Raw genomic sequence first — 23,508 nt, forward strand, 5'->3', positions numbered from 1 at the left:
CGCCCTTCGGGCACCTTCTCCCGTCGACGGGAGAAGAAACGTCTTGAGCTTCATGGTGTTGCTGGCACAGCTGGTGTGAGCGTTCGTAATGGCGTGAACCGCCCCTCATCCGCCCTTCGGGCACCTTCTCCCGTTGACGGGAGAAGGAACGTTTTGTGCTTCATGGCGTTGGTGGCACGGCTGGTGTGAGCGTTCGTAATGGTGTGAACCGCCCCTCATCCGCCCTTCGGGCACCTTCTCCCGTCTACGGGAGAAGGAACGTTTTGTGCTTCATGGCGTTGGTGGCACGGCTGGTGTGAGCGTTCGTAACGGCGTGAACCGTCCCTCGTCCGCCCTTCGGGCACCTTCTCCCGTTGACGGGAGGAGGAACGGCTTGAGCTTCATGGTGTTGATGGCACGGCTGGCGAGCGATTCGTAATGGTGTGAGCCGTCCCTCATCCATCCCTCGGGCACCTTTCCCATCAGCGGGAGAGGGGAGATCGACAAGCTTTTTGGTGCTGCCGGCACCGCTCAAGTGTTGAAACAGCTTCCGCGGGTACGAGGCAGGCGAGCCGACGAACAGGTATGTACGTCGCTTGCGTGCGTACGGCGACCCAACGCGCGGTGCCAAGCATCACGCTGGCGGCCGAGACCTAGTCCATCCAGCCCTGGCACTCCTTCTCCCGTGGGCGGGAGAAGGTGCCCGAAGGGCGGATGAGGGGCTGTTGAGGACATCCCCGCCAGCCCAGCACAGGCACATCCAGTCTTCAGCTTGCCTGCGCGCAGCCGATCCAACAGGCGCCAGGAGTCCTTACCCGAGGCCACTGCAAGTCGCATGGCGCGCAGCGCCAAGGGGGGTATGCCTATGCTGCCGCGCAGCGCGTGCGGGTGGGGTGCGTCGCTATACTGGTCGTCTCAGTCATGGGATAGCACGAATGGACAGCCGGGAATCAGGGATGAGGGCGTCGGGCACGCGGCGTATGTTGCTGTGGGTGGTACTGCTCACGGTGGCGATTGGCGCGGTGGCCTGCAAGCGCAACGAAAGCGGCCAGTTGCCTGCCGCCAGCGGCGAGGCGATCAAGGCTGACAAGCAGGCCATTACCGGCTTCGCGCTGGCGCGTGCCTATCCCGACCAGACCAGCGATGGTCTGTCGCTGGCGCTGGAATTCTCGCGGCCGTTGGTGGGCACCCAGGATTTCGATGCTCTGGTGCGCTTCGAAGAAAAGGTTGGTACCGGCGACAGCAGCTGGTCGCTGTCCGAAGACGGCAAGACGCTGCGCTACCCGTACGTGGAGGCCGCCAAGGACTACACGGTGCTGGTCGACGCCAATTTGCTGGCCGCCGACGGCAGCCGCCTGGGCAAGCCGCTCAAGCAGAAGGTCTACACCGGCGAACTCAAGCCTGTGGCCGGGTTCGCTTCGCAAGGCAGCGTGTTGCCGGCGCGCGAAAGCCGCGGTCTGCCGGTGGTGTCGGTCAACGTGCCGGAAGTGGATGTCGAGTTCTTGCGCGTGCGCGAGAAATCGCTGCCGGCGTTCTTCCAGCAGTTCCAGCGCGGCGGTCGTCGCGGCAGCTGGGATCTGGAAAGCGAGTACAGCGGCAACGAGCCGCTGTCCAAGCTGGCCGACCCGGTCTACGTCAACCGTTTTATTTTGGGCGGCAAGCAGAACGAGCGTGTGCTGACCTACCTGCCCACGCAGGACATCAAGGAGCTGCAGGAGCCGGGCCTGTACTTCGCGGTGATGAAGCGTGCCGGCAGTTTCGAAAACGAATTCGATACCGCGTTTTTCACCGTCAGCGACATCGGCCTGCACGCGCGCGCCTACAAGGACAAGCTGTTCGTGCACACCGCCTCGTTGCAGAGCGGCGAGCCGATCAAGAACGTGGAACTGCGCATCCTCGATGCCAAGGGCGAGCTGTTCCTGAAAGGTGCGACCGACGGTAACGGCAACGCACTGCTCAACTACACGCTCGACGCCGGCCATGTGCTGACCGCGCGCAGCAAGACCGATGTGTCGTTGCTGCCATTCAATCAGCCGGCATTGGATCTGAGCGAATTTGCGGTGGCCGGGCGCCAGAGCGCGTGGTTCGATGTGTTTGCCTGGGCAGGTCGCGACCTGTATCGCCCCGGTGAGACCATGCGGGTCTCGGCGATCCTGCGCGACAACGACGGCAAGCCCACCAAGCCGCAGCCGGTGTTCCTGCGTCTGAAGCAACCGGACGGCAAGACGTTCCGCGAGACCAAACTGCAGCCCGGCGAGCAGGGCTATTTCGAGTTCACCCAGCAGATTCCGGCCGATGCGCCGACCGGCCGCTGGCAGGTGGAATTCCGCACCGACCCGGCCAGCAAGGACGCCGTGCAGGGCATGACCGTGCGTGTGGAAGAGTTCCTGCCCGAGCGCATGAAGCTGGACCTGGACAGCACCCAAAAGACCTTGGGCGCCGGGCAGCCGTTCAAGCTGGTGGCCAATGCCGCGTACTTGTACGGCGCGCCGGCCGATGGCAACCGCTTCACCGCCAAGCTGGCGGTCAGTGTGGAGCAGCATCCGCTCGAATCGTTGCCGGGCTGGTTCTTCGGCGACCCGACGCTGGAGCTGCCGCGCGAAGCCAAGGACGTGATCGATACCGAGTTCGGCAGCGACGGCATCCTGCGCGAAGACATCGCGTTGCCGGCCGAGGCCAAGCCGGTCAGCACGATTGCGGCAGTGGTCTCCGGCAGCGTGTATGAAACCGGCGGGCGCACCGTCACCCGCACGCTCAAGCGGGTGCTGTGGCCGGCCAAGGCGTTGGTCGGCGTGCGCCCCTTGTTCGACGACGCCGATGGTGCCGACGCCAACAGCAATGCGCGTTTTGAAATCACCCGCGTGGATGCCGATGGCAAGCCGCAGCCGGCCAAGGGCCTGAAGGTCACCCTGGTGCGCGAGCTGCGCGACTACCACTGGAACTACACCGACAACCATTGGGATTACGACTTCACCCGCCGCTTCGAGAACAAGGACACGCGCACGCTGGACGTGGGCAGCGCCAATGCCAAGATCGATTTCCCGGTGGAGTGGGGCGAATACCGCCTGGATGTGTTCGACCCGGCGAGTGGGCTGACCACGCGTTACCCGTTCCGTGCCGGCTGGAGCTGGAACGACGAAAACCGCGGCCTGGACGCGCGCCCGGACAAGGTCAAGCTGGCGCTGGACAAGACCGGCTACCGCGCCGGCGACACGCTCAAGGTGACGCTGACCCCGCCACATGCCGGCAAGGGCGTGCTGCTGGTGGAAAGTGACAAGCTGCTGTACGTACAGGACATCGACGTCAAGCCGGGCAGCACGTTTGAACTCCCGGTCACGGAAGCCTGGGAGCGGCACGACGTCTATGTCACCGCGCTGGTGTTCCGCGGCGGCACCGCGCCGAGCAAGATCACCCCCGCGCGTGCGGTGGGCGTTGCGCATGTGCCGATGGACCGCAAGGCACGGCGTGTGGCGGTGGGCTTGTCCGCACCCAAGCAGATGCGCCCCGAGCAACCCCTGCCGGTGACGGTGAGCGTGCCCGAGCTGGCCGGCAAGGCCGCGCACGTGACCATTTCGGCAGTGGACGTAGGCATCCTCAACATCACCCGTTTCCCGGTGCCCGACGCCAACGCGCAGTTCTTCGCGCAGCGCCGCCTGGGCACCGATGCCTATGACATCTACGGGCGGGTGATCGAAAGCTTCGAAGGCGCCAGCGGCAAGCTCAAGTTCGGCGGCGACATGGCACTGGAAGCCTTGCCGCAGGCCAAGCGCCCGACCGCGCGCGTGCAGACCGTGGACCTGTTCTCCGGCTCGGTGACACTCGATGCCAAGGGCAACGCGCGGGTGCAACTGCCGGTGCCGGATTTCAACGGCACCTTGCGGGTGTCGGCATTGGTGTACTCGGACACGCGTTACGGCAACCGCGACATGGAAACCATCGTGCGCGCGCCGATCCTGGCCGAGGCCAGCATGCCGCGCGTGATGGCCCCGGGCGACCGCAGCACGGTGACGCTGGATGTGCAGAATTTCACCGGCAAACCGGGCGAGTTCAACGTGCGTGTGGAAGGCATTGGCCCGCTCGCCATCGCGGAGGCGGCACGCAGCGTCAAGCTGGGTGTGGACGCCAAGCAGACGCTGAGCTTTCCGCTGAGCGCCACCGAAGGCTACAGCGTGGCCAAGGTGCGCGTGCGCGTGGATGGCAATGGCTTCAAGGCCGACCGCAGCTACGAGCTGCCGGTACGCGCCGGCTGGCCGCAGGTATTGCGTACGCAGACCCGTGTGCTCGACCCGCTGGCGCCGATCACCCTGGACAGGAGCTTTGCCGATGGCCTGATGGCCGGCTCGGTGACCGCGCGCATGGTGGTCAGCCCGCTGCCGCCGATTCCGTTCGCCAGCGCCCTGCAAGGCGCGTTGGAGTACCCGTACGGCTGCGCCGAGCAGACCACCAGCAAGGGCTACGCGGCGCTGTTGCTCGACGATGCCACCGCCAGGGCGCTGGGGACCAAGGGGCTGGAAGCGGCCAAGCGCCGCGAGCGCATGGAAGGCGCGTTCGGCCGGCTGGCGTCGATGCAGATCGCCAGCGGACATTTTTCGATGTGGGGCGACGATGGCTACGTCAACCCGGGGCTGACGCCGTACATCGCCGAGTTCCTGCTCGATGCCAAGGACGCCGGCTTTGCGGTGCCCGACAACGTGCTGCAGAAGGCGCTCAATCGTTTGAGCGAAGACCTGTTGTCCGGCGGCAACGAGTTCTATGGGCAGGACCGCCGCGACAACCTGAAGTTCGCCAATCAAGCCTGGTCGGGCTATGTCCTGGCGCGCGTCAATCGCGCCCCGCTGGGCACCTTGCGCGCGCTGTACGACAACCAGCGCGACAAGGCGCTGACCGGCCTGTCGCTGGTGCATCTGGGTGTGGCGTTGTCGCTGCAGGGCGACACCAAGCGCGGCGATGCGGCGATCAAGGCCGGCTTTGCCAAGGACAGCAGCGAGCGGCCGCCGTATTTCGGCGATTACGGCAGCGCGATCCGCGACGATGCGTTGATGATGGCGTTGCTGCACGAGCGTGGCTTGTCCAAGCCCGAGTACGACACCCGTGCGGTGGCACTCGGGCGCGCACTGGATGCACGTCGCGCCACCGGCTGGCTGTGGCTGAGCACGCAGGAACAGGTCGCCCTGGCGCGCCTGGGCAAGGCGCTGATGGTGGGGCAGGGCAAGCAGGTGTCCGGCACGCTGACGGTCGGCGGCGATGCACAGCAGATCGCCCCTGCACGTTTGTTCGGGCGCAGCTTCGACAGCGCCGCGCTGGCGCGTGGGGTGCAGTTCGTACCGCAGGGCGAAGCCCCGATGTATGCCAGCCTGGAAGTGGCCGGCATCCCGCGCAGCGCACCGGAGCCGGACACGCGCCATCTCAGCGTGGAGCGCAGCTGGTACACCACCGACGGCAAGCCGTGGACACCGCAGGCCTTGAAGGAAGGCGAGGCGTTGATCGTGCGCGTCACCATCACCGCCAACAGCAACATGCCCGACGCCTTGCTCACCGACCTGTTGCCGGCCGGGCTGGAGATCGAGAATTTCAATCTCGGCGATGCCAAACAATGGGCTGACGTGGTGGTGGACGGCATCGGCATCAGCGAGCGTTCCAGCGCCGCCGACGTCAAGCACGAAGAGTTCCGCGACGACCGCTATGTGGCCGCGCTGGCGCTGTCCTCGGGCAGCAAGGCGCAGGTGTACTACCTGGTGCGCGCAGTCTCGCCGGGTACGTACACGGTGCCGCCATCGCTGGTGGAAGACATGTACCGCCCCGAGCTGCGTGGCGTGGGCCGCAGCACGCCGGCCACGATGACGGTGGTGCAGCCGTAGGGCAAAAAGGTAGGAGCGCGCTCGCGCGCGATGAGGCTTTCCCAAGGATGCCCCATCGCGCGCAAGCGCGCTCCTACGTTCGGGAGTTTTCTCACCGACGCGGGCGTGCGACTCCCATTCAAGCGCTTGCTTAGGTGGAGCAGCATGCATCGATGATCAGCTCTACTTCCGCAGGACATCGCGCGCTTCGTCGTGGCCGACGCTCGCTTGAAAATTGCTGCTATCTACTCACCGTTACAACCTGTCAGCGGCGACGTGTGTTCCACGATTTTCAGCTGGCTGCGTTGGCTTGCCGTGCGTCCATCGCCGCGCTACCCGAAGATGCCACGTTGCTTGCTTGGGTGCTGATGCCGGACCATGTCCACTGGCTGTTGCAGTTGGGAGATGTCACGCCACTGGCGCGTACTGTGTCATGCATGAAGGCAGCAAGTACGCGTGCGGTCAACAGGCAACGGGAATTGCCCAGCGCGGTTTGGGCGCGCGCCTACCACGACCGCGCCTTGCGCAAGGACGACGATCTGCGCATCGTGGCTCGCTACCTTATCGCCAATCCGCTGCGCGCCGGAATGGTTGAACGGGTCGGTGATTACCCATTTTGGGACGCAATCTGGTTGCCGTAGGAGCGCGCCCGCGCGCAATTGGGCATCGCCGGGAAAACCTCATCGCGCGCGAGCGCGCTCCTACGCCAGTAAAAACGCCGCTTCGCAGCAAGCGACGTCACTGCGCACTGTCTTCTTGATGCGATGCGCGCGACACGCAAGGGTCATTTTTACGGGCTACGGTGGCGTGCTTTCTCATCGGCGCGGCGTGATTGCTGCGCGACTTACGGGATTCCATGCAGCACTCCGACTCGTACCGTGTACACCTGTCCGTTCTCGCCGTGGCCATCGCGGCCTGTTCGCCTGCCTCGCAGGCATCCGCCAACGAGCGCGCGGCGATTGCAGTCGACGCCCCGTCTCAGACGTCTTCTGCGGCGATGGCCACGGCCACGAGCGCATCGGCGAGTGCAGTTACAGCGACAACCGATAATGGCGAGGCAACCACGTCCGGCGCGGGGATTGCGACCGCAATGCAAGGTTCTTCGGTGTCAGCCGATGCCTCTGCAGATTCCAGAGACCCTGCATCGTCGTCATCGATACAAGACGATGCAACCAACACCGACAGACCGCCCACCACCGCATCAGGCGTACAAACCCTCGATGCAATGCAGGTCACCGGTGTGCGCCGCGCCAATGCGGCGGCGGTGGAGAGCAAGCGTGCGGCGACCAACATCACCGATGTGATCAGCGCCACGGACGTACGCGCCTTGCCCGACAGCACCATCGTCGAAGCGTTGCGCCGCGTGCCTGGCTTGTCGGTGTTACCGGCCACCGACAACGAGCATCCGCGCGATGAAGCCGCCACGCCGGTATTGCGTGGCCTGGGGCCGTCGTACAACAACGTCACCATCGACGGGCTCACCATCGCCTCGCCCGGTACGCCGAACGGGACGCTCGGTTCGATCACCCGCGGCGTGCGTCTGGATTTGGTGCCCGCCTCGATGGTCAGCGAGTTGCAGGTGGTCAAGACGTTCACCCCCGACCTGGATCCCAATGCCACCGGCGGTGCAATCAACCTCAAGACCCGCAGCGCATTCGAAAACGGCGGCAAGCCGTTCTTCAGCGCCGAAGCCGCACTTGGCCACGCCAACGACGTGGGCAAGCCACGCGATCAGGACGAGCTGGGCTACCGGTTGAATGCCACCGGCAGCCGCACCTTTGGCAGCGAGCAGCAATATGGGCTCACGGTGTCGGCCAACTACCAGACGCTCAGCAGCTATACCGAAACCCATATGACCACCGACACGGTGCATTACGGGTTCTACGACAACAACGGCATGCTGCAGACCGGCGCCAATCTCGGCAATGGCTGGGCAGTGCCGCAGCAGGACAAGTATTGGTACGTGCAAAACCAGCGCGACCGCTACGGCGTCACCGGCAAGTTCGAGATGCGACCCAGTGCCGCGCTCGAAGCGTATGCGATGGCCGGCTACTACTATTTCAAGGACGACATGGAGCGCAACGAGGTCATCATCGACCCGCGCAACCGCAACCAGGTGTTCGATCAGACTGCCTCCTCCGGCAGTTATCCGGGTGGCGACATCGAGGTGGGTTACTCGAACCAGATCGTCACCACGCGCACCAAGGTCGCGCAGCTGGGCACGATCTGGCGGCCCACCGATCGGCAGCAGTTTTCCGCGCGCGGTGCGTGGTCGGATGCGACCTACGACGAGCCGATCCGCATGATCAAGTACGCCACCGGCATCAGTCGCACCGCGCCGGTGCCGGTGGGCCAGACCGGCAGTGGCGTGACCATCAATGCCACGCCAAATTATGCGTTCAACTACGACACCTCCGGTTTCGATCAACGCTTCGCGGTATCGCCGCAGGCGTACAACACCCTCGACAACTACAGCCTGTCGTACTGGCGCCCGGACTATAAGCGCACCGCGGCCGATCGCATCCTCACCGGCCGGCTCGATTACGGCTTCAATCAAGGGGAAAGCGATCAGGGCGTCGGCTTCGCGGCGGGCGTGTCGTACACCACCGACAAGCCGTCATACGACATCTTTCGTGTCGAGTATCAGCCCAACACGACGGCGCCCGCGTTCGGCCTGGCCGATGTGGTCGGCACCGGCAGGGCACCGATGCGCTACGCTGGTTTGAACCTGCTGAGCATCGACCCGAACAAGGCCAATCGCGTGTTGGCCGCCACGCCGCTGAGCGCGTTCAATAGTACCGACCAACAGGCTTTCAGTAATCAGGACAACTTCACCCATACCGAAAAAACCTTCGGCAGCTACGGCCTGGTCAGCTATCGCAGCGACCGCTTCAACGTGCAGGCCGGCGTGCATTTCGACAGCACCAAGCTCGACACGGTCGGCCGCCAGAGGCAGCTGGATGCAGCAAGCAATCGCTACGTGTATGTCGATAACCCAACCAGTGCGGACTACGACTACCTGTTGCCGTCGGCGGTCATGACCTATCACCTGACCGACGCACTGGACCTGCGCGCCGGTGCGAGCCGCACGCTGGGCCGCCCACCGTACGATGCCTATGCGGCGCGCACCTCGATCGGCTTCGTCAACACGGCTGACGCCGGCAACCCGAATGCGCAGGGCGTCACCGTCACCATCGGCAACCCGGACATCAAGCCGCGTGTGTCCAATAACCTGGACCTGTCGCTGGAATGGCGCCTGCCCGGCGACTTCGATGCATTCGCGTCCGCTGCCGTGTTCGACAAGCGCATACAGGACGAGATCTTTACGCTCTCGCGCACCGACAGTTTCACTTTCGATGGCACCACTTACGCGAATGCGTTGATCAGCACGCCGGCCAATGCGGCCAAGGCGCGTATCCGCGGTGTGGAGCTCAACGGCATCGTCAATACGCTGGCGCCCATCGCGCCGTGGTTGAGCGGTGTCGGTTTCAGCGCTAATGTCGCGGTGCTCGATGGCAGCCTGGATGTGCCTTACAGTGTTGGCAGCGGCAGCAGCCTGACCCAGCGCGAGCGCAAACTCGACAATCTGGTCGGTCAGCCGGACTACACCGCCAATGCCACGCTGTTCTACAACACCGGCGGGCTGGAGTTGCGTGCGGCCTACAACCGGCAAGGCAAGGCATTGCGGTCCATCGTCAGCAATATCGATTGGCAGGACCTGTACTGGTCGCCGCGCTCGCAGCTGGATTTCACTGCCACCTATGCGGTCAGCAAGCAATTGAGCCTGATCGGCCAGGTCAGCAACATCACCCACAGCCGCATCACCAGCGTGACCGGCCCGGGGCAGAACCTGCTCAAGGACAGTTATTCGGTGCCCACCACCTACTGGGTGGGTCTGCGGTTTACGCCGGCGTTGTAAGCGCGATCAGTTTGCGTTGGCAACGTTGTAGAGCTGTGCCATCCCGCCGGAGTGCTGCCATCCAGAAGCGCATCACTACAACCTACACACTTCATCCGTATCTGCATCTACAGCGTCGAGCACGCCACGCGGCAATGCATCTGCGCCGCACACTGGTTTTGCAAGTCACCCGATTGGGAGTTGTTCGAATGACACCACGTTCCATTGCCATCCTCGCTGCCTTGCTGTGCGCTGCCGTGGTCACCACAGCGAGCGCAGCGCCTGCGGGCGTCGCCGCGATCCAGGCACGCCTGGCCAACCCGCAAGGCGGCATCGTGGTGGTGGCGCACCGCGGTTGTCATGCCGCCGCACCACAGCACGGCTTCACCGATACAGCACCGGAGAACTCGCTTGCGGCACTGGAGCGCTGCATCGCAATCGGTGCCGATGTGATGGAAACCGATGTGCGGCGCGCGGCCGATGGCACGCTGGTGATGCTGCACGATGCCACCGTGGACCGCACCACCGACGGCACCGGCAAGCTGTCCGAGCTCACGCTGAGCGACCTGCAAAAACTGCGCCTGCGCAGCGATGAAGGTGGCGCACAGGCACCGCTCACCGACCAGCGCGTGGTCACGCTCGACCAGATGCTTGCCAAGGCCAAAGGGCACATCCTGCTCAACCTGGACGTCAAGGATGCGATCTACGTACAAGTGATCGACGCGGTCGCGCGCGCCGGCATGCAGCATCAGGTGATCGTCAAGGCCGAGGCGGGCATCGCCACGCCACCGCTGGCAGCGATGGTGCCGTTCGACACCGTGTACTTCTTTCCGATCCTGATCAATGCGCACGGCAATGCCGACCTTGCCGCCATTGCCACCGCGCAGACCCGCAATGCGCGTCCGATGGCGTTTGAGTTGCCCAAGATGGCTGCGGCGCAGTTGCCGGCATTGGTGGCGGTGAGCAAGGCACACAACGTACGGCTGATGGTCAATTCGCTGTGGGAAGGCTTCATCGCCGGCTACGGTGGCGACGCCGATGCCGAGCGCGACCCGGACAAGGTGTGGGGCCGGATGTACAGCGATGGCGTGTCGATCATCCAGACCGATGCACCGGAAGCCTTGTTGCGCTATCGCGCCAGCTTGGAAAAGCGCTGAGCGGAAGCGACCAGGCGGCTGTCCCACGCGGCGGCAACCAGGTGTAGCACGGCGCGCGGTGCATCAAACAACGCAACGACCGATACGTCACGTCAACCAAACTGTATTTGTAGGCATGGCCATTGCCTGCCGGCAATGCGTGCTGCTACCGATGGGCACCGACCACGCCCTTCGGTGTGAGTGGCCTGATCGTTGCAGGCACTTCATGCGGCGGCCACGGATAAGATCAGACGGTGGATCGCAAGGATATCCACCTGTCGCTCAGGGTTTGCGCCTGGCCCTTGGGCCAGTAGCTTGTCCGGCTGTCGTGCAGCTGATCGCGCCAAGACGCCGGGCCCGGGCCGCATAGCAGTGGCCGAAACGCGTTTTGCCCTGCATGCTCTGCGCGATGGATGAACAGCCGCAGGTAAAAACAGGGATGGATCGGACGCAGGCGCACCCGAAAGCGCCGAACCATCAGGCTCGCGACGGGCGCCGCTGGCTGCGGTGGCTGCGCTTGAGTGCGGCTGCCCTGCTGAGCGCCCTGCTGCTGCTCGATCTGGCCTTCCCGTTGCCGTTGCCCAAATCCCGCGACACCTCCACCCTGGTGGTTGCGCGCGACGGCACGCCGTTACGTGCGTTTGCCGACCGCAATGGCGTGTGGCGCTATCCGGCCACGCCGCAGAGCGTGTCGCCACTGTATCTGCAGGCATTGCTCAATTACGAAGACCGCTGGTTCTGGCGCCATCCCGGCGTCAATCCGTGGGGCCTGCTGCGTGCCGGCGGGCAGTGGATCGGGCAGGGCCGCATCGTGTCCGGCGGCTCGACGCTGACCATGCAGGTGGCGCGCATTCTGGACCCGCACACGCGCACGCCATGGGGCAAGGCCAAGCAGTTGTTGCGCGCATTGCAGCTGGAAGCCCACTTGAGCAAGCGCGAGATTCTCAACCTGTACCTGGAACGGGCGCCCTACGGCGGCACCATCGAAGGCGTGGAAGCGGCCAGCTGGGCGTACCTGGGTAAACCGGCGAAAGCGTTGTCGCAGGCCGAAGCCGCGTTGCTGGCGGTGCTGCCGCAATCGCCCAGCCGCTTGCGGCCGGACCGTCACCCGGAAGCGGCGCAACGCGCCCGCGACAAGGTGCTCGATCGCATGGTGGAGCTGGGCGTGTGGTCGCGCGCGCAGGTGGACGATGCGCGCATCGAGCCGGTGGTCACGCGCTCGCTCAAGCCGCCGTTGCATGCGGCCCTGCTTGCCCAGCGCCTGCACAGCGCGCAGCCGCGCGCGGCGCGCATCGTAACCACGCTGGATGTGGAACTGCAGCGCACGCTGGAAGAGCGCGTGGCCACGTATTTTTCGCAGCTGCCCGAGCGCACCTCTGCAGCCTTGCTGGTGGTGGACAACGCCAGCATGGAAGCACGCGCCTATGTCGGCTCGGCTAGCTTCGGCGATCGTCAGCGGCTGGGGCATGTGGACATGGTGCAGGCCTGGCGCTCGCCTGGCTCCACCCTCAAGCCGTTCCTGTACGGCATGGCGCTGGACGATGGCCTGATCCACTCGGAGAGCCTGCTGGTAGACGCGCCGCAGAGCTTTGGCGATTACCGGCCGGGCAACTTCGATGCAGCCTTCAATGGCCCGGTGAGCGCAGCCACTGCATTGCGCTTGTCGTTGAACGTGCCGGCAGTGGATCTGCTTGATCGCATCGGCCCGGCGCGCTTTGCCGCGCGATTGGGCAATGCCGGCATCGCCCTGCATTTTCCGCGTGGCAGTACGCCATCGCTGGCCGTGATCCTGGGCGGCACCGGCGCGCAATTGCAGGAACTGGTGGGTGCATTCGCCGCGCTCAATCGCGGCGGCATCGCCGGGCGTGTGCGCTATACGCCCGGCGATGCGCGCGTCGAGCGCCGGCTAATGTCGCCGGGCGCGGCCTGGATCGTGCGTGAGATCCTGCAGAGCAATCCGCGCCCTGGCTACGGCAGCGGCACCTTCGATACCGCAGCGCGTCCGGGCGTGGCGTGGAAGACCGGTACCAGCTACGGCTACCGCGATGCCTGGGCGATCGGTGGCACGCGGCGTTACACCGTGGGCGTGTGGGTGGGGCGGCCGGATGGCACGCCGTTGCCCGGCCAATACGGCGCGGTGACTGCGTTGCCGTTGATGTTCGAAGTCATCGATGCCTTGCCGCGCAGTGCCGGCGACAGTGCGCCGCTGCCGATGCCGGCCACCGTGCAGCGCGTGCAGATCTGCTGGCCGCTGGGTGGTGCTGCCGACCAGACGCCACCGCCCTTGTGCGCGCGCCGTGCCGACGCCTACGCGCTCGACGGCGCGGTACCACCCACCTTTGCCGAGCGCGATGCACGCCTGTGGCAAAGCGGGCAGCTGCAGTTCGAGGTGGACGCGCGCAGCGGCCTGCGCCTGTCACAGGAGTGCACCCAGCCGCACGCGCGTGCGGCGCGTGCATTGGCGCGCTGGCCGGCACTGGTGTCGCCCTGGCTCAGCGCCGCAGAACGTCACGCCGCACAACTGCCGCCACTGGCGCCGGACTGCCTGCCGGACGGGCGCATGACCGGCGGCGGTGTGCTGCGGATCGACGGCCTGACCGACCGCGCCACCCTGGCGCGCGCCAACGACACCGCACGCCCGGTGCGCCTGCAGCTGCGCGCACTGGGCAGCGAGGCGCGCATCGACTGGCTGCTGGACGGCCGCTGGATCGCGCAGACCAACGGACGACAAGGATTCCAGCGCGACTTCGAAGAAGTCGGGATGCATACGCTTACCGCAATGGCCAGCGATGGTGCATGGACGCAGGTGCGTTTTCGCGTATTGCGCTGAGCGCCGCCGCAGCGTGATCGATCACCAGCTGACATGTAGGAGCGCCCCTGGGCGCGATGGGCGTTACCGGGAAGGCCCGTCGCGCCCGGGGGCGCTCCTACGAGAAGCACTGCGTATCGATCTTGTGACTTGCTGACGCGGTTACGTCGTCGTGCGACATGCGCCGAAAACAGAAAGGGCGCACGTGGCGCCCTGTCTGTTTCGTTATCGAGGGGTGTCCACGTCATGCCGATGCAGTCATCCGGCATGACCTAGCGCATCGCGGTTGCAGGCACGTGCAAATGATCGACGTTGCCTGCGCTCCCAATGCATGCGGTGCGCAGCACCACACCGATCACCTCATTCGCCGATCCAGCCTTCCAGCATGTCGGCGAACTCGTCGGCGTGCTCTTCTTCCTGGGCCAGGATGCTTTCCAGGATGCGCTTGGTGGTGGTGTCCTTGTCGCCGATGAAATCAATCATCTCGCGGTAGCTGTCGATGGCGATGCGTTCGGCGATCAGGTTTTCCTTGACCATGTCGCGCAGGTCGGTGCCTTCCTTGTATTCGGCGTGCGAACGCTTGGTCAGCGTGTCCGGGTTGAGGTCGGGTTCGCCGCCCAGTTGCACGATGCGCTCGGCAAGCTTGTGCGCGTGCGCCTGTTCCTGCTGCGCGTGCTCCAGGAATTCGCCCTTGACCGCATCGGCCAACATACCCTTGGCCATGAAGTAATGGCGGTAGTAGCGCAAGGTGCACACGTATTCGGTGGCGAGCGCGGTGTTGAGCAACGCGATCACTTTTTCGCGATCGGCATGGTAGCTCTCGGTGATGGCGCCGTCTTCGATGCTCTGGCGTGCGCGGGCGCGCAGGGTGGCGGTATCGGTGATACCGGCGGGGGTGGTGCTGGCTGGCTGATCAGACATGGCTGGCCGTTTTCCTTCTGAGTGGACGGGGACTTACGCTTCAATCGGGCAGGTGCTGCAGCACGTAATCGGCTGCAGACACTTTGAATTCGCCGGGCTCTTCGACGAACAAGGCCTTGACCACGCCGTCGTCGGCATACAACGCGTAGCGACGCGAACGCAGGCCCATGCCCGAGCCGCTCGCGTCGATTTCCAGGCCCAGTGCGCGGGCAAGTTCGGCATTACCGTCGGGCAGCAGATGCAGGCCGTCGGGTATCAACTGGCTGCGGCCCCAGGCCTGCATCACGAACGGGTCGTTGACGGCGGTGCACAGGACCTCGATACCGCGTTTGCGGAACGCTTCGAAGTGCTCCACGTAGCCCGGCAGGTGCTTGGCCGAACAGGTCGGCGTGAATGCGCCCGGCACCGCGAACAGCAGCACCTTGCGGCCGGCAAACAAGGTATGGGTGTCGACCGCCTCGATGCCTTCGCGCATGCGCTTGAGCACCACTTCGGGAATGCTGTCACCAACGGCGATGGTCATGGGGCTGTGCTCCTGTGGCTGAACGAATTCTAGAAAAGGGCAGGGGAAAGGCGCGTCAACGCGCTTGAAATCCGCAGCGCGACGCCTATCTGACGCACATGGCCGGCGCGGTGCGCGCATGCCGCCGCCGCCGGCCCCTTACCCAACCTTTTGGAGGCTCGCAATGAACATCGTTCGTTATCCCCAGTGGCCCACCCACGCCCTGCAAAACGAGATCAAGCATGTGTTCGACCGCTTCTTCGAGCAGAACGGCGACACCGACGAATCGGCGGTGGTGACCGCGCAGTGGGTGCCGCGTGTGGACATCAAGGAAGAGGCCAATCACTTCGTACTGTATGCCGACCTGCCGGGGATCGACCCCAGCCAGATCGAGGTGCAGATGGACAAGGGCATCCTGTCGATCAAGGGCGAGCGCAAGGGCGAGTCCAGCACCGAGACCGAGCGCTTCTCGCGTATCGAGCGCCGCTACGGCAGCTTCCACCGCCGCTTCGCGCTGCCCGATAGCGCCGATGCCGACGGCATCACCGCAGCCGGGCATAACGGTGTGCTGGAAATCCGCATTCCCAAGCGTCCGGCGGCCACCCCGCGTCGCATTCAGGTGGGCAACGGGCAGGACACCAGTGGCAGCACCGTGCAGTAAGCGCGCGCAGCGGTTGCGCTGAGGTAGTTGCCGGGCGAGTCGCCTGTTTGGTCTGAGCGCTGGTGCGCCCAGCCTTCGGCCCTCCGGCGACCACCACCCGTGCAGGCGGCGCACCGCTGCGAGGCAACGGACCCTGGAGCGATGTCGCCTGACTTCGCTCCCCGGCGACGACCGCGCCGTAGAATAGGCGCGGTCGCCCGCCCGGCTGCGAAGAGATCGGCCAGCAACCCCGTTGCGTGACCGTCATGCGGGTGCGGCTGGTGGTGCAGTTGCGGGTACGGCATGTACCCGTCACGTTTCGCCAGCTGCGCCATCCATGGCTGTCCTACGGGAATGCCCGCCCTCGAACTGGCTCGTGGCCTCGGCTGCGGGCCGTTTTTTTTCCAGAGGTGATTAGATGGAATTCAAGGATTACTACGCAACGCTGGGCGTGGAGCCCAGCGCGGGCGATGCGGAAATCAAGACCGCCTATCGCCGGTTGGCGCGCAAGTACCACCCCGACGTCAGCAAGGAAGCCGGCGCCGAAGACAAGTTCAAGGCGATCAACGAAGCCTACGAGGCATTGCGCGACCCGGCCAAGCGCAAGGCTTACGATCAGTTGAAGGCGCAGGGGTATCGCCCGGGCGACGAGTTCCAGGCCCCGCCCAGCTATGGCGGCGGGCAGGGCTTCGACTATGAAGAGGTGTTCGGCAACGGCGGCGCCGGCGGCGGTTTCAGCGATTTCTTCGAGAGCCTGTTCGCCGGCCAGCGCGGTGGCCGTCCGCGCGGCCCGGGTGCCGGTGCGGGCGCAGGTGCCGGCCCACAGACGCGCGGCGACACCCGCGCCAAACTCGCGGTACCGCTGGAAGCCGTGCATTCGGGTGACAGCGTGCGCATCACCATCAACGGCAAGCAGCTGGACGTGCGCGTGCCCAAGGGCGTGCAGCCAGGCCAGGTGATCCGCCTGAGCGGGCAGGGCAACGGCGGCGGCAACCTGCTGCTGGAGATCGAGTACGCCGCCCACCCACAGTTCGAGGTGGACGGGCGCAACATTTTGTACACCCTGCAGGTCATGCCCTGGCAGGCAGCGCTGGGCACCACCATCAGCGTGCCGACCCTGGGCGGCTCGGTGGAACTGAAGGTGCCCGCCGACTCGGACGCCGGCCGCAAGTTGCGCCTGCGCGGCCGCGGCCTGCCGGGCACGACCCCGGGTGACCAGATCGTGGAGCTGGAGATCCTGGCCCCGGCTCCCACCGACGACGCGCAGAAGAAGGCGTACCGTAATCTCGCCAAGGCATTTGGCGAGACGGTGTGAGTGAGCTGATCAGCGCCTGCTAGAAGAGCCCCTCTCCCTGCGGGAGAGGGGTTGGGGTGAGGGTACGTAGGTCAGCGATGCGGCAGTCGCCCTCGAACTGCGCTGTCGAATCGCGGCCGCACCCTCATCCGGCGCTGCGCGCCACCTTCTCCCGGTGGGAGAAGGGTGCACGTCCCTCTCCTCGTGGGGGAGAAGAAGGATAAGCACCTCTCCTGCGGGAGAGGGGTTGGGGTGAGGGTACGTAGGTCAGCAATGCGGCAGTCGACCTCGACCTGCGCCATCGAGCCGCAGCCGCACCTCATCCGGCGCTGCGCGCCACCTTCTCCCCTATGCAGCAAGCAATGTCCGATGCGAGAAGGGATCAGCGTCGCTGTCCGTCGATTCCTGCGTTGAATCCAACCGTGGCTTGGCCGACGTAGTACTCCAGCAGTCGCCTACAAAGAACGACTGCGCGTCAGTCCATCGCATGTCGCAACCTTCGCCAACCACCAACCACCAACCACCAACCACCAACCACCAACCACCAACCACCAACCACCAACCTGGCCCAGCTATCGAAAGCGCAGCCGGCGCACTACACTCGCCGCGCACACTAGGGGAAACACATGGCACGCATTTTGATCGTCGACGACTCGCCGTCGCAGCTGCTGGGGATTCAGCGCATCGTCGAGAAGCTCGGGCACGAGACCATCACCGCCACCGATGGCGCCGCCGGCGTGGAAGCGGCCAAGGAGTCGCTGCCGGATCTGGTGCTGATGGACGTGGTCATGCCCAACCTCAACGGCTTCCAGGCCACGCGCACGCTCAAGCGCGAGCCCACCACCCAGCATATCCCGGTGATCCTGGTGACCACCAAGGACCAGGACACCGACCGCATGTGGGGCATGCGCCAGGGCGCCCGCGCCTACATCACCAAGCCGTTTTCCGAAGACGAACTGCTGGAAGTGATGGAGCGCGTGTTCAACCAGAAGGACGAATCGCCGACGGCGTGATCGCGGGGGTGCCGCGCCGCGTGTGCAGCCCCTGCGGCCGTTGCCGCACTACCGTGGCGGCCGGCGCCGCAGCTGCCGGCAGTGTCGGTGACGGTTCCACATCAGCCAGCCGGCAAGGCTGCCGCCGGGCAAGGCAGGGCAGATCAGCGCTGCGGTCAGTGCGTCCGTCCTCGCGCATGCCCGGTGAGACCGGCAGGTACTTGTGCTGGTCATCCATCAACAGGGCACCGGCGCGCCAGCGAGGTCCCTCGTCCCCCGCACATGCCATGCTGCACAGCAATGGGCCCCAATCCACCCAGCGGCTAAATCGCCGATGCACCGGACCGGGCCTTTCAAAACGGCCGGTCTGCCCCATCTAGTAGAATCGGCGAATCAAACAACATGGCGGCACTGCGGGACTGGCCCGCACAGCCCCTCGATCATGGAGCGTGCATGGCCTGGAACACACCCGGCAACAAGGGCGGAGACGGCCCGGATCCCAACCGTCGCAGGTCCTGGGGCCCGCGCGGTGGTGGCAACGGTGGCGGTTGGGGCAATCTGCCTGCGCCGCTGAAAGAGCTGTTCGACGGTGGTGCGGGGCGCTGGATCCTGGTCGCGGTGGTGCTGATGGTGCTGTTCTCCAGCTTCCAGCTCATCGGCGAGCAGCAGCGTGGCGTGGTGCTGCGCTTCGGCCAGTTCTCGCGCATCCTGCAGCCCGGCCCCAATTTCAAGCTGCCGTGGCCGATCGAGTCGGTGCGCAAGGTCAATGCCACCGAGATCAAGACCTTCAGCAACCAGGTGCCGGTGCTGACCCGTGACGAGAACATCGTAAATGTCTCGCTCAACGTGCAGTACCAGATCAGCGACCCGCGCAAGTACCTGTTCGGCTCGCGCAATGCCGACCTGGTGCTGGAGCAGGCCGCGCAAAGCGCCGTGCGTGAGCAGGTGGGCCGCTCGGATCTCAATACCGTGCTCAACAATCGCGGCCCGCTGGCGATCGCCTCCAAGGACCGCTTGCAGGCGGCGCTGGATGCCTACAACACCGGCCTGGCCGTCACCGGCGTGACCCTGCCCGACGCGCGTCCGCCGGAAGAAGTGAAGCCGGCCTTCGACGAGGTCAACGGTGCCCAGCAGGTGCGCGAGCGCCTGATCAACGAAGCCCAGGCGTATGCCGCCAAGGTGGTACCGGAAGCACGTGGCCAGGGTGCACGCACCCGCACCGGTGCCGAAGGCTACAAGCAGGCGGTGATCTCCAAGGCCGAGGGCGACGCCGACCGCTTCAGCCTGCTGCAGGAGCAGTACGCCGGCGCGCCCGAAGTCACGCGCAAGCGCCTGTGGCTGGAAACCGTGCAGAAGGTGCTCTCGGAGAACCGCAAGGTGATCGGCAGCGATGGCCGCCAGGTCATCTACGTACCGCTGCCGGCCGATGCCAACAAGGCGTCCGCGACCAGCGGCAATACGGGCAACAGCGGCATGCCGTCGATGGTGCCGCAGGACGTGCTGTTGAATCCGCCGCAAAGCTCCAGCAGCGAGGCCATCCGCAACCCGGAGCGCGGGCCGCGCCCGACCGGCCGTGAGGGAACCGAATAATGAAGAATTCGCTAGTCATCGGCCTGATCGTCGCCGTGTTGCTGACCCTGATGGGCTCGGTGTTCGTGGTGCGCGAAGACCAGACGGCCATGGTGCTCAACCTGGGCCGTGTGGTGCGCGCCGACCTCAAGCCCGGCCTGCACTTCAAGATTCCGGTGGTGGAATCGGTACGCGTGTTCGATCGCCGCTTCCAGGTGCTGGATACCGCCCCGGCGCGCTATTTCACCGCCGAGCAGAAAGACGTGAGCGTGGACTTCTTCGCCATCGGCTACATCTCCGATGTGCGGGCGTTCTATCGCGCCACCGGTGGTGAGGAGTCGGTGGCCAACTCGCGCCTGGCCCCGATCATCACCGACTCGCTGCGTAACCAGATCAACTCGCGCACTCTGCAGCAGTTGGTCTCCGGCGACCGCAGCGAATTGATCGCCAGCCAGCTCAAGGGCATCAATGGCGCCATCAAGGGCCTGGGGATGCAGATCACCGACCTGCGCATCAAGCAGATCGACCTGCCGACCGACAGCCAGGTGATCACCGACGTCTACGAGCGCATGCGTGCCCAGCGCAAGCAGGAAGCCAGCAAGCTGCGCGCAGAAGGCGAAGAGCAGGCCCTGACCATCCGTGCACAAGCCGATCGCGAAAGCACGATCATCAAGGCCGATGCCGAGCGCGATGCCCAGAAACTGCGCGGCGAAGGCGATGCCGACGCGGCCCGCATCTATGGCCAGGCCGGCGCAAAGGACCCCTCGTTCTACGCCTTCTACCGCAGCCTGGAGGCATACCGCGAGTCCATGACCGACGGTAACGGCGTGGTCGTGCTCGACAAGAACGACCCATTCCTGCAGTACCTCAAGAGCGATCGGTGATCGCTCTGCCTTGAAACAAAAACGCCCGCGTAACGCGGGCGTTTTTGCATGCGCCTGTTACTGCCGCGCAGGCAGACGCGCCCCCCACCGTAGGAGCGCACCCGGGCGCGACGGGCCTTACCGGCGGACCCCGCTGATCTCACCTGGCAGTCAATCGCCACAGAGATCCCCTAGCGCAGAACGCGGCAACCGCCGATATCCCGCGTTGCCCAATGCCGTCAGCATCACGCCATGGCCGATATCGATTCTCCGGGGCATCGCGCGTTGCGCCGCGGCAGGCAGTCTTTGCCCAACAGCGCATACCTGCTGACCACCACGACATGGCAGCGTCGCGCTGTGTTCGCAGATTTTCTGCTTGCAGCAACCGCCTGCCGGGCATTCACTGCCGCCACGCCTTGCGATGCCACGCTGCTGGCCTGGGTGTTGATGCCGGACCATGTCCATTGGCTGTTGCAACTGGGGAGCGTCACCTCGTTGGCCGACGCCGCTTCACGCATGAAGGCGTGCGCAGCGCGTGCGGTGAACGATCAGCGCCAGCATCACGCACCGGTCTGGAGTCACAGCTATCACGACCACGCGTTGCGCAAGGACGACGACCTGCACGCAGCCGCGCGTTACCTCATCGCCAATCCCCTCCGTGCCGGGCTGGTCAGCCGCGTGGGCGATTACCCGTTCTGGGACGCAATCTGGCTCTGAGAGGGGATTAATGCGCATCCAAACCCCGGCATCCGCGTAGGAGCGCACCCGGGCGCGACCGCTTTACCGGCAATGCCCGTCGCACCCAGGTGCGCTCCTACCGGCGCGGTGTGTCCGGGTGTCGATTCAGTGCCTATCGTGGACCGAATGATCGTGCGTCGGGCGATCTGCAGATCTCGCGAGGCACGCCACCCTGCCATGTAGGAGCGCACCCGGGCGCGACGGCTTTACCGGCAATGCCCGTCGCGCCCAGGTGCGCTCCTACGGTGTGGCGTGTCGGGCTGCCGAACCGGGCACACTGCAACTCCCACGTCGTCCTGGTGTTGCTGATGCACGAGTTCCTGTCCGCGTTATGCCTGATCGCCGTCATCGAAGGCCTGCTGCTGTTCGCCGCGCCCGCCGTCTGGAAGCGGATGGTCGAGCAGCTGTTCAGCCTGCCCACGGCCCAACTGCGTGCCATCGGCGGTGTGACCTTGGTGCTGGGTGCGGTCGCGCTGTGGATCGTGCGTCACTGAGTGGGTGGTCCCTTCCGACCGAAATGGGCAGCGTATGGACGCACCTGGGCGCGACAGGCGTTACCGGTGAAGCAGTCGCGCCCGGGTGCGCTCCTACGACCCGCGATGGGGTTTGGGATTGCTAGGGGGCCGGCAGCGCCCGGAGCACCGCGCGACCGATGGCCAGCGGCAATCCGGCTAGCCCTCGATCCGCCGTTTGCCGGGGGTAGTGCACGCCACCGGAAACCCGGATAATGCACAAAAGCCGGCCGGGCACGCTCCACGCAGAGCACCCCGTTCGGCTTTTTCCGTGTCAGGGCTGGTCGCCGCTGCAACGCTCCCCGATGGAGCCGCGCGTACGGTGGCGCCGCCAGCCCGAGCCGGTCCCATCCCGCGGCCCCGATGGCTGCAGCAAAACTCAGGAGTTCACCCGTCATGGGTCAATCAGTTGTCGTGCTCGGTGCCCAGTGGGGCGATGAAGGCAAAGGCAAGATCGTCGATCTGCTCACCGAAGAGATCGGTGCGGTCGTTCGCTTCCAGGGCGGCCACAACGCTGGCCATACCTTGGTCATCAACGGCAAGAAGACCGTCTTGCATCTGATTCCGTCCGGCATCCTGCGCGACGACGCGCTGTGCCTGATCGGCAATGGCGTGGTGATCTCCCCGGCCGCGCTGATCAAGGAAATCAGCGAGCTGGAAGGCGCCGGTGTGGAAGTGCGTTCGCGCCTGAAAATCTCCCCGGCCGCGCCGCTGATCATGCCGTACCACATCGCCCTCGACCAGGCGCGCGAAAGGGCCGCCGGCGGCAAGGCCATCGGCACCACCGGCCGCGGCATCGGCCCGGCGTATGAAGACAAGGTGGCCCGTCGCGGTATCCGCATCGCCGACCTGCATTACCCGCCGCAGCTGGAAGAACTGCTGCGCACCGCGCTGGATTACCACAACTTCGTACTGACCAAGTACCTGGGCGTGGAAGCGGTCGATTTCCAGAAGACCTTCGACGAGGCGCTGGCCTTCGGCGACTACGTGCAGCCGATGAAGTCCGACGTGGCCGGCATCCTGCATGACCTGCGCAAGCAGGGTAAGCGCGTGCTGTTCGAAGGCGCGCAGGGCGCATTGCTGGACATCGACCACGGCACCTACCCGTACGTCACCAGCTCCAACACCACAGTGGGCGGCGCACTGGCCGGCACCGGCGTGGGCGCTGACGCCATCGACTACGTGCTTGGCATCGCCAAGGCCTACGCCACGCGCGTGGGCGGCGGCCCGTTCCCGACCGAGCTGGACGACGAAGTGGGCCAGGGCATCCGCGACCGCGGTGCCGAGTACGGCGCGTCCACCGGCCGCCCGCGTCGTTGCGGCTGGATGGACATCGTCGCGCTCAAGCGTGCGGTGGCCATCAACGGTATCTCGGGCCTGTGCATCACCAAGCTCGACGTGCTCGACGGCATGGAAAAGCTCAAGGTCTGCATTGCGTACGAATACCGCGGCAAGCGCACCGAATATGCGCCGCTGGACGCGCAAGGCTGGGAAGAGTGCACCCCCGTGTACCTGGAGTTCCCGGGCTGGACCGAAAACACCCACGGCATCACCGAGTGGGACAAGCTGCCGGTGGCCGCACGCGCCTACCTGCGTGCGCTGGAAGAACTGGCTGGCTGCCCGATCAGCATCGTCTCCACCGGCCCGGACCGCGACCACACCATGGTGCTGCAGGACCCGTTCGCCTGATCGGTTGATCTCGCGTTGTCATACCCAACGGCCCGGCTTGTCCGGGCCGTTGGCGTTTGAGGATTCAGGCGCGGTCGCTTCCGGGCGGGCCGGCAACGGCATGCGGTGTGACGACACGGTGGTGTGACA

15 protein-coding genes are annotated in these 23,508 nt (G+C 65.4%); 13 read left to right on the top strand and 2 right to left on the bottom strand.

Annotated features, from left to right (window positions below):
* Positions 1-959: 959 nt before the first annotated feature.
* The 5 genes from ACCQ12_RS05710 to pbpC all read left to right on the top strand — a co-directional run bounded on the left by ACCQ12_RS05710 (position 960) and on the right by pbpC (position 13,680).
* Positions 960-5,837 (top strand): alpha-2-macroglobulin family protein, encoded by a 4,878-nt coding sequence (locus ACCQ12_RS05710; RefSeq protein ID WP_372383562.1) that lies wholly within the window; start codon positions 960-962, stop codon positions 5,835-5,837.
* A gap of 152 nt (positions 5,838-5,989) precedes the next feature.
* Positions 5,990-6,457, top strand: coding sequence for an REP-associated tyrosine transposase (locus ACCQ12_RS05715; RefSeq protein WP_372383128.1), 468 nt, complete (start codon positions 5,990-5,992; stop codon positions 6,455-6,457).
* A gap of 449 nt (positions 6,458-6,906) precedes the next feature.
* Positions 6,907-9,735 carry a TonB-dependent receptor gene (locus tag ACCQ12_RS05720; RefSeq protein WP_372383129.1) on the top strand — a complete coding sequence of 943 codons (2,829 nt, stop codon included), beginning with the start codon at positions 6,907-6,909 and terminating at the stop codon, positions 9,733-9,735.
* Between the two features lie 188 nt (positions 9,736-9,923).
* On the top strand, positions 9,924-10,871 hold the full coding sequence (locus ACCQ12_RS05725) for a glycerophosphodiester phosphodiesterase family protein (RefSeq protein WP_372383130.1): 948 nt from the start codon (positions 9,924-9,926) through the stop codon (positions 10,869-10,871).
* 388 nt (positions 10,872-11,259) lie between these two features.
* Entirely contained in the window at positions 11,260-13,680 is a 2,421-nt protein-coding gene (gene pbpC, locus ACCQ12_RS05730; protein ID WP_372383131.1) for a penicillin-binding protein 1C, read from the top strand.
* 339 nt (positions 13,681-14,019) lie between these two features.
* Here the strand turns inward: pbpC and ACCQ12_RS05735 are convergent, their stop codons facing one another.
* Positions 14,020-14,580, bottom strand: coding sequence for a ferritin-like domain-containing protein (locus ACCQ12_RS05735; protein WP_047695444.1), 561 nt, complete (start codon positions 14,578-14,580; stop codon positions 14,020-14,022).
* A gap of 40 nt (positions 14,581-14,620) precedes the next feature.
* The gene (locus ACCQ12_RS05740; protein ID WP_372383132.1) at positions 14,621-15,103 is read right to left on the bottom strand and encodes a peroxiredoxin; all 483 of its coding nucleotides are present in this window, start codon (positions 15,101-15,103) and stop codon (positions 14,621-14,623) included.
* 163 nt (positions 15,104-15,266) lie between these two features.
* Between ACCQ12_RS05740 and ACCQ12_RS05745 the strand changes: the two genes are divergently transcribed.
* The 8 genes from ACCQ12_RS05745 (at position 15,267) to ACCQ12_RS05780 (ending at position 23,379) form a co-directional block, all read left to right on the top strand.
* Complete coding sequence (locus ACCQ12_RS05745) at positions 15,267-15,743, top strand: Hsp20/alpha crystallin family protein (RefSeq protein WP_047695446.1); 477 nt, start codon at positions 15,267-15,269, stop codon at positions 15,741-15,743.
* A gap of 397 nt (positions 15,744-16,140) precedes the next feature.
* On the top strand, positions 16,141-17,037 hold the full coding sequence (locus ACCQ12_RS05750; RefSeq protein ID WP_039565242.1) for a DnaJ C-terminal domain-containing protein: 897 nt from the start codon (positions 16,141-16,143) through the stop codon (positions 17,035-17,037).
* Positions 17,038-17,642: 605 nt separating this feature from the next.
* Positions 17,643-18,029, top strand: coding sequence for a twitching motility response regulator PilH (gene pilH / locus ACCQ12_RS05755; protein ID WP_039407238.1), 387 nt, complete (start codon positions 17,643-17,645; stop codon positions 18,027-18,029).
* A gap of 432 nt (positions 18,030-18,461) precedes the next feature.
* Positions 18,462-19,598 (top strand): FtsH protease activity modulator HflK, encoded by a 1,137-nt coding sequence (hflK, locus tag ACCQ12_RS05760; protein ID WP_372383133.1) that lies wholly within the window; start codon positions 18,462-18,464, stop codon positions 19,596-19,598.
* The gene (gene hflC / locus ACCQ12_RS05765; RefSeq protein ID WP_047695448.1) at positions 19,598-20,461 is read left to right on the top strand and encodes a protease modulator HflC; all 864 of its coding nucleotides are present in this window, start codon (positions 19,598-19,600) and stop codon (positions 20,459-20,461) included. Before hflK ends, hflC begins: the two co-directional genes overlap by 1 nt.
* A gap of 231 nt (positions 20,462-20,692) precedes the next feature.
* A complete protein-coding gene (locus ACCQ12_RS05770) occupies positions 20,693-21,157 on the top strand; it encodes an REP-associated tyrosine transposase (RefSeq protein ID WP_047695449.1) in 465 nt (154 codons plus the stop codon).
* Between the two features lie 329 nt (positions 21,158-21,486).
* Positions 21,487-21,672, top strand: a complete 186-nt coding sequence (locus ACCQ12_RS05775) for a DUF2065 domain-containing protein (RefSeq protein WP_179454896.1) — start codon at positions 21,487-21,489, stop codon at positions 21,670-21,672.
* Between the two features lie 414 nt (positions 21,673-22,086).
* Complete coding sequence (locus ACCQ12_RS05780) at positions 22,087-23,379, top strand: adenylosuccinate synthase (protein ID WP_166744048.1); 1,293 nt, start codon at positions 22,087-22,089, stop codon at positions 23,377-23,379.
* Positions 23,380-23,508: the final 129 nt, after the last annotated feature.

The organism is Xanthomonas sp. NCPPB 1068, assembly GCF_041479385.2.
In the GTDB taxonomy this organism is placed as follows: Bacteria; Pseudomonadota; Gammaproteobacteria; order Xanthomonadales; family Xanthomonadaceae; genus Xanthomonas; species Xanthomonas cannabis.

Coding starts and splice junctions, on each gene's coding strand:
- ACCQ12_RS05710 (WP_372383562.1), top strand. CDS start 960: ATGTTGCTGTGGGTGGTACTGCTCACGGTGGCGATTGGCGCGGTGGCC.
- ACCQ12_RS05715 (WP_372383128.1), top strand. CDS start 5,990: ATGATCAGCTCTACTTCCGCAGGACATCGCGCGCTTCGTCGTGGCCGA.
- ACCQ12_RS05720 (WP_372383129.1), top strand. CDS start 6,907: ATGCAAGGTTCTTCGGTGTCAGCCGATGCCTCTGCAGATTCCAGAGAC.
- ACCQ12_RS05725 (WP_372383130.1), top strand. CDS start 9,924: ATGACACCACGTTCCATTGCCATCCTCGCTGCCTTGCTGTGCGCTGCC.
- pbpC (WP_372383131.1), top strand. CDS start 11,260: ATGGATGAACAGCCGCAGGTAAAAACAGGGATGGATCGGACGCAGGCG.
- ACCQ12_RS05735 (WP_047695444.1), bottom strand. CDS start 14,580: ATGTCTGATCAGCCAGCCAGCACCACCCCCGCCGGTATCACCGATACC.
- ACCQ12_RS05740 (WP_372383132.1), bottom strand. CDS start 15,103: ATGACCATCGCCGTTGGTGACAGCATTCCCGAAGTGGTGCTCAAGCGC.
- ACCQ12_RS05745 (WP_047695446.1), top strand. CDS start 15,267: ATGAACATCGTTCGTTATCCCCAGTGGCCCACCCACGCCCTGCAAAAC.
- ACCQ12_RS05750 (WP_039565242.1), top strand. CDS start 16,141: ATGGAATTCAAGGATTACTACGCAACGCTGGGCGTGGAGCCCAGCGCG.
- pilH (WP_039407238.1), top strand. CDS start 17,643: ATGGCACGCATTTTGATCGTCGACGACTCGCCGTCGCAGCTGCTGGGG.
- hflK (WP_372383133.1), top strand. CDS start 18,462: ATGGCCTGGAACACACCCGGCAACAAGGGCGGAGACGGCCCGGATCCC.
- hflC (WP_047695448.1), top strand. CDS start 19,598: ATGAAGAATTCGCTAGTCATCGGCCTGATCGTCGCCGTGTTGCTGACC.
- ACCQ12_RS05770 (WP_047695449.1), top strand. CDS start 20,693: ATGGCCGATATCGATTCTCCGGGGCATCGCGCGTTGCGCCGCGGCAGG.
- ACCQ12_RS05775 (WP_179454896.1), top strand. CDS start 21,487: ATGCACGAGTTCCTGTCCGCGTTATGCCTGATCGCCGTCATCGAAGGC.
- ACCQ12_RS05780 (WP_166744048.1), top strand. CDS start 22,087: ATGGGTCAATCAGTTGTCGTGCTCGGTGCCCAGTGGGGCGATGAAGGC.